This is a genomic window from Streptomyces sp. NPDC041970 (assembly GCF_055588985.1).
In genome coordinates, this window is the sequence record NZ_JBVJCD010000017.1 from 90,069 (window position 1) to 96,204 (window position 6,136).

General features: G+C 75.8%; 4 protein-coding genes and 1 pseudogene. 2 read left to right on the plus strand and 3 right to left on the minus strand.

Translation table 11 applies throughout. The features are described from left to right. Positions 1 to 126 precede the first annotated feature (126 nt). A complete protein-coding gene (locus tag ACZ6EJ_RS12000; RefSeq protein WP_469266525.1) occupies positions 127 to 756 on the minus strand; it encodes a TetR/AcrR family transcriptional regulator in 630 nt (209 codons plus the stop codon). Positions 757 to 965: 209 nt separating this feature from the next. Here ACZ6EJ_RS12000 and ddaH point away from each other — a divergent pair. Then, a pseudogene (gene ddaH, locus ACZ6EJ_RS12005) lies at positions 966 to 1,802 on the plus strand (dimethylargininase); the annotation flags it as partial. Positions 1,803 to 1,840: 38 nt separating this feature from the next. Here the strand turns inward: ddaH and ACZ6EJ_RS12010 are convergent. Continuing rightward, a complete protein-coding gene (locus ACZ6EJ_RS12010) occupies positions 1,841 to 2,848 on the minus strand; it encodes a small ribosomal subunit Rsm22 family protein (RefSeq protein ID WP_469266527.1) in 1,008 nt (335 codons plus the stop codon). A 152-nt stretch (positions 2,849 to 3,000) separates the two neighbouring features. Between ACZ6EJ_RS12010 and ACZ6EJ_RS12015 the strand changes: the two genes are divergently transcribed. Beyond that, positions 3,001 to 4,320, plus strand: a complete 1,320-nt coding sequence (locus ACZ6EJ_RS12015; RefSeq protein WP_469266528.1) for a hypothetical protein — start codon at positions 3,001 to 3,003, stop codon at positions 4,318 to 4,320. A gap of 102 nt (positions 4,321 to 4,422) precedes the next feature. Here ACZ6EJ_RS12015 and ACZ6EJ_RS12020 read toward each other — a convergent pair whose 3' ends face one another. Further along, a complete protein-coding gene (locus ACZ6EJ_RS12020) occupies positions 4,423 to 5,823 on the minus strand; it encodes a multidrug effflux MFS transporter (RefSeq protein ID WP_469266530.1) in 1,401 nt (466 codons plus the stop codon). Positions 5,824 to 6,136 lie beyond the last annotated feature (313 nt).

Here is a 6,136-nt window from a genome sequence, read left to right on the forward strand (position 1 = left end):
GCACCGAGTGAGCACCGTCACGCCCGCCGCCGCACCTCGCACCGGGCCGGAAAGCACCCCGTACCGGACACGGAACGGCGCCGGGCGCCCGCGTTCCGCACGGTTGCACCGGCGCACGGCGCGGTGTCACGGGCGGGGCGTGAGCCCGCCGAGCGCGTAGTCGACGATCGCGTCGGCGTAGGCGTGGGTGAGCGGCCGGGTCCTCAGCAGCCAGCGGTGGGTGAGCGGGCCGACGAGCAGTTCCAGGGCGATCCGGGGATCGGCGTCGGCACGCACGTGCCCGGCCTCCTGGGCGGCCCGCAGCCGGGTGGCGTACAGCGCGAGCTGGGGGTCGAGCAGCTTCTCGACGAACTCCGCGCCCAGCTCCGCGTCGACGACCCCCTCGGCGGTCAGCGCGCGCATGGGGACCTCCATCGCCGGGTCGTTCAACTCGTCGACGGTGGCCCGCAGGACGCGCTTGAGGTCGGCGGCCAGGTCCCCGGTGTCGGGGAGGCCCGGCACGGCGTCCCCGGACCGCGGTCCCGCCCCTTCGGCGGCCCGGCCGGCGAGGTCCAGGAAGGCTTCCATCAGGACGGCGGCCTTGGAGGGCCACCAGCGGTAGATGGTCTGCTTGCCGACCCCGGCACGGGCGGCGATACCCTCGATCGTCGTGCGCCGGTAGCCCGTCTCCCCGACGAGGGCGAGGGCGGCGTCGTGGATCGCCCGGCGGGAGCGGTCGCTGCGGCGGCTGGAGTCGGGTGCCTTGGTGGGTGCCATGGCGGCCAATCTACCGCCGGACAATCCGATACGTATCGTCTTGCCGTCGCCCCTGCCCGTCACCTCGTCCACGGGCGGCGGTCCGGCCGGTGACGGCGCGCGGGCGGTCGCGTGAACCACCCGATCGATGCACTGCGCATCGGGCGCGCACCCCCCACCATGGGCTCACGCGCAGACCGCGCGCATCCCACCGTTCCGCGGCTCAGGCCGCCGTGCGCGAGGAGCCCCAGTTGAACCGTGACGCCACCCCTCGTCGCTACCTGATGTGCGCTCCGACGCACTTCCGGGTCACGTACTCCATCAACCCGTGGATGGACCCGTCCAAGCCCGTCGACCTGGCGCTGGCCCGGACCCAGTGGGAGGGCCTGCGCGACCGCTACCGCGGCCTCGGCCACACCGTCGAGCTGATGACCCCCCGCCCCGACCTGCCGGACATGGTCTTCGCCGCCAACGGCGCCACGGTGATCGGCGGGCGGGTGCTCGGCGCCCTGTTCGCCTACCGGGAGCGGTTCGAGGAGGCCGGGGCCCACCGGGACTGGTTCCGGGCGAACGGCTTCACCGACGTCCGCGAGCCGGAGCACGTCAACGAGGGCGAGGGGGACTTCGCCGTCACCGCCTCCTACCTGCTGGCCGGGCGCGGGTTCCGCTCCAGTCCGCTGTCGCACGCCGAGGCGCAGGAGTTCTTCGGGACGCCGGTGATCGGGCTCGACCTGGTGGACCCGCGCTACTACCACCTGGACACCGCGCTGTGCGTGCTGGACGCGGCGGCCGACGAGATCATGTACTACCCGGACGCCTTCTCCCCGGGCAGCCGGGCGGTGCTGGCGCGGCTCTTCCCGGACGCGCTGCTCGCGCGGGAGGCGGACGCGGCGGCGTTCGGGCTCAACTCGGTCAGCGACGGCCGCCACGTGCTGCTGCCGCAGGGCGCGACGGGGCTGCTCGCCCCGTTGCGGGACCGGGGTTTCGAGCCCGTCCCGATGGACCTGGGCGAGCTGCTGAAGGGCGGCGGCAGCGTGAAGTGCTGTACGCAGGAGCTGCGCGGCTGAGGGGCCGCCCCGCCTCGTCCGCCGGCTCGCCGGGCCCGTCAGGGGGTGTCGGCGTCCGGGCCCTCGGGGGGCCAGGCGTCCCCCCAGTCGGTGTCCCTGGCCGCCCGGTAGCGCTCGCCGTGGCGCTTGGTGACCGTGGAGCGGGCGAGGCCGTCGTCGCGCGTGCACAGCTCCAGCAGCACCTGCCCCTTGCGGATCTGGGGCCTGCGGACGACCCTGGCGGCCGCCGGGGAGGCGGGGAAGCGGGTGGCGACCACGTAACCGAACTTCTCGTCCTCGTGGCTGAGGGAGCCGCCCTTGACCTGCCGGTGCAGGGAGGAGCGGCTGACGCGGGCCGAGAAGTGGCACCAGTCGGCGCCGGGCTCGATCGGGCAGGCGGCGCTGTGCGGGCAGGGGGCCGCGATCCGCAGCCCGGCGGCGATCAGCCGGTCGCGGGCCTCGATGATCCGGGCGTACCCGTCGGGGGTGCCGGGCTCCACGACGACCACGGCCTGCCCGGCCCCGGCGGCCGCGTCGACCAGCTCGGCCCTGGCCCGCGCGGTGAGTTCCTTGAGCACATAGCTGACGGTGACGAGGTCCGCCGGGGCGAGCTCCAGCGCCGCGCCGATCCTGGCCCGCTCCCACCGGGCCGCGCGCAGGGCGGGGACGCCGGACGCCTCGGCCAGTTCGCGGCCGAGCGCGAGGGCCGGCTCCGCCCAGTCCAGGACGGTGGTGGCCGGGCCCTCCCAGGCTCCGGCCACCGCCCAGCTCGCCGCGCCGGTGCCGCCGCCGACGTCGGTGTGGGTGGCGGGCGTCCAGTCGGGCGCGGCCGCGCGCAGGGCGTCGAGGGCGGACCGTACGGCCTCGAAGGTGGCGGGCATCCGGTACGCGGCGTACGCGACGACGTCCGAGCGGTCCCGCAGGATCGGGGCGTCGGTCGGGGTCTCCCCGCGGTAGGTGGCGATCAGCCGGTCGACGGCCTTGGCGGCCTGCTTGGGCGGCAGCCCGTCGAGCAGTCCGGACAGCGCCGCGCGGAGGGCCGGGGCGGTGGGGAGAGTGGCGTTCACCGCCGAATTGTAGGCGCGGGGCGGGGGCCGGGCGTATTCCGGCGACCGCCCCACGACGGGCGCCCGGCGGCGCGGTCGGCGAACTCCTTTCCCCTTCCGGCCTGTTGCTACGCTGACCCGCGCGGGCCTCGGCCGTGTCCATCGGGGGAGCCATGGGAGAGAAGATCGTGCGCCCGGCCCTGGCCGGCGGGGTGGTCCTCCTCGCGCTGCTCCTGCTGCTCGCCACCTGCGGCAGGGGCTCCGACGACCGGGGCGGGGGCGGCCCGGCCGCCGGGAAGGCGGAACCGGCGCGGTCGGGCGGAGCCCCGGTGACCCGGCTGACCGTTCCGCCGCACTACGCGACCGACCGCGGCTGGGAGGTCGTCGGCGTCTCGCCCGAGGTGGCCGTCTCCCACGCCACGGGTCTGCTGGCCTTTCTGGAGCGGGCCTCCGGGAGCCGCTACCGGCTGCGGACCGTGGACGCGGCGACCGGCGCTCCGGGGTGGCGCGGCGCGGCCTGGCGGCCGCTGGACCCGTCGCTCCTTCCGGGGCTCGCCCTCGTCACCCGAGGCGACCGGCAGACCTTCGTGACCTGGTCGTACGGGAAGGCGGGCGACGGGCTGTCCCCGGCGGGCACGTTCCTCTCGCTGGACCTGTACGACGTGACGGACGGGACGCGGCAGCGCGTCGAGGTGCCGTGGGCGGGCCCCCCGGCCGTCGGCACGAGCGGGCCGGACATCGTGGTCAGCGACGGCCGGGCGAACAGCGTGCTGGTCGACCCGGTCACCGGCGCGGTCTCGGAGTTGAGCGCGGACGAGTTGGCGTACCCGAAGGGGTGCGGGGCGTGCAGGCGGCTCACCGAGGTGCACGGGCAGACCGAAGGCGGGCTCCTGGTCGGCGGCGTCCAGGAGTTCTGGGTGCGCGGCGGCTGGTTCAGCCGGGACGTCGCGCCGAAGGGCGCCGACCGGACCAGCGGCGTCCCGACGTCGGTCGCCTCGAACCGGGTGCTGGCGAAGTGGGCGCTGGAGAGGAAGGCGGCTCGGGCGGCCACCCACGAGCTGTGGGCGGTGCACGACGGGACGACCGGGAAGGTGCTGGCCTCGGTGGAGTGCCACCGGCCCGCGATCAGGCCCGGCCGCTACCCTCGGGCCGCCCTCTCCCCCTCGCGCGACCACCTGGTCGCCGGGAACCTCGCCTTCGACCTGGCGGCCGGGGAGGGCCGCTGCTTCGAGGACGAGGGGGGCGTCGCCCGTCTGACGCTGGCCACGGTGACGGACGACGGCATCGCCTACGGGGCGGAGAACGCCCGCGACGCCGCGGAGGCGCTGGACGGCGGCGGCCTCCCGGTGTCGCTGCGCCTCTCGACCGGCGCCGCCGAGCCGTTGGCGCGCGACGCGCGGCTGCCGGAGACGGAGACCGCCGGGGTCGGGGTGTTCCGGTGGACGGACCGCCAGGACCGCGTGCACCTGATCGGCTACCCGCGCACCGACTGAGGCGCACGGCCGGGCCGGCTCCTCAGCGGTCGCGGGGCGCCGGGGGCGGCCCGGACGCGTACGGGCCGCGCGGGCGTACGCGGGCCCGGACGCACGGCCCTCTCAGACCCCGCCGGCCTCGCGGGCCGTGCGCTGCCAGGGGCGGCACAGACCGAGGAAGCAGCCGACCGCCGCCAGCGCGCACACCACCTGCACGACCGCCATCGGGACGGCCGTGTCCTCCCCCGCGATGCCGACCAGCGGGGAGGCGATCGCGCCGATGAGGAACGAGGAGGTGCCGAGCAGCGCGGAGGCGGAGCCCGCCGCGTGCTTGGTCCGCATCAGCGCCTGGGCGTTGGTGTTCGGCATCGCGAGCCCCATCGCCGACATCAGCACGAAGAGTCCGGCCGCGACCGGGACGAGCCCCACCTCGCCGAAGACGCCGGTGGTCATGAGCAGCAGCGCGACGGCGGCCAGCACGATCACCGCGAGGCCGAGGCCGAGGACCTTGTCCAGGCTGATCCGGCCGACGAGCAGCTTGCCGTTGACCTGCCCGACGACGATGAGGCCGATCGAGTTGAGGCCGAAGAGCAGGCTGAAGGTCTGCGGCGAGGCCCCGTAGATCTCCTGGACCACGAACGGGGAGGCAGAGATGTAGGCGAACAGCACGGCGAAGGCGAGCCCGCCCGCGATCATGTAGCCGGTGAAGACCCGGTCGGCGAGGAGGCCGCGCATGGTGTGCAGGGCCTCGGTGACGCCTCCGGTGTGGCGGCTGCCCGGCGGCAGCGTCTCGTGCAGCCACTTCCACACGACGAGGGTGAGCAGGACGCCGACGGCGGTGAGCACGACGAAGATGCCCCGCCAGTCGGTGATCCGCAGGACCTGCCCGCCGATCAGCGGGGCGATGATCGGGGCGACTCCGGAGATCAGCATCAGGGTGGAGAAGAACCGGGCCATCTCCACGCCGTCGTAGAGGTCGCGCACCACGGCCCTGGCGATCACGATCCCGGCCGCGCCCGCGAGTCCCTGGAGGAGGCGGAAGCCGATGAGGAGTTCGGCGCTCGGGGCCAGGGCGCAGATGGCGGTGGCCAGGACGTAGACGACCATGCCGAGCAGCAGCGGCCTGCGGCGGCCCCACCGGTCGCTCATCGGTCCGACGACGAGCTGCCCGAGCGCCATTCCGGCCAGGCAGGCGGTCAGCGTGAGCTGGATCGTGGCGGCCGGGGCGCTCAGGGAGTCGGTGACCGCGGGCAGCGCGGGGAGGTACATGTCCATGGACAGCGGCGGCAGCGCGGTGAGCCCGCCGAGGACCAGGGTGACCAGCAGCCCGGTGCGCCGGGCCGCCGTCGCCGCCGGGCCCGGCAGGCCCGCGGGGGCGGTGACCCGCGGGGCCGCCGGGTCGACGGACAGGGCGCCGGCGTCCGCGAGGGGGATGGCCGGGGCGCCGTCCTCCGGGGCGCCGCCGTCGCCTCGGGGGGTGGGTATGGGTGCTCGCTGGGCCCGGCCGCCGCCGTTCTCCGGCATTCTCGTCTCCACATCGTTGAATTCGCACCTATGTTCTCAGCTCGACCCGAGTGGTCGATGCCTTTTCGGCGGGGCGGGGGCGCCGGGGTGCGTTCCGGCGGCGGACTCACGGCGGCCCGGCGGGCGGCGGCGCGGAGGTCTCGCGGGTCGTCACGGGCGCCTGCGACGGCGTGCCACGGCGGCTCGACGCGGTACGGGGCCGCGTCGGCGTCCGCCGCGGGGGGGGGGGGGGGGGGGGGGGGGGGGGGGGGGGGGGGGGGGGGGGGGGGGGGGGGGGGGGGGGGGGGTTTCGGGGGGGGGGGGAAGAAAGGAA

Excerpts from the sequence above, each read along its gene's own strand:
- ACZ6EJ_RS12000 (WP_469266525.1), bottom strand. The coding sequence starts at position 756 with ATGGCACCCACCAAGGCACCCGACTCCAGCCGCCGCAGCGACCGCTCC.
- ACZ6EJ_RS12015 (WP_469266528.1), top strand. The coding sequence starts at position 3,001 with ATGGGAGAGAAGATCGTGCGCCCGGCCCTGGCCGGCGGGGTGGTCCTC.
- ACZ6EJ_RS12020 (WP_469266530.1), bottom strand. The coding sequence starts at position 5,823 with ATGCCGGAGAACGGCGGCGGCCGGGCCCAGCGAGCACCCATACCCACC.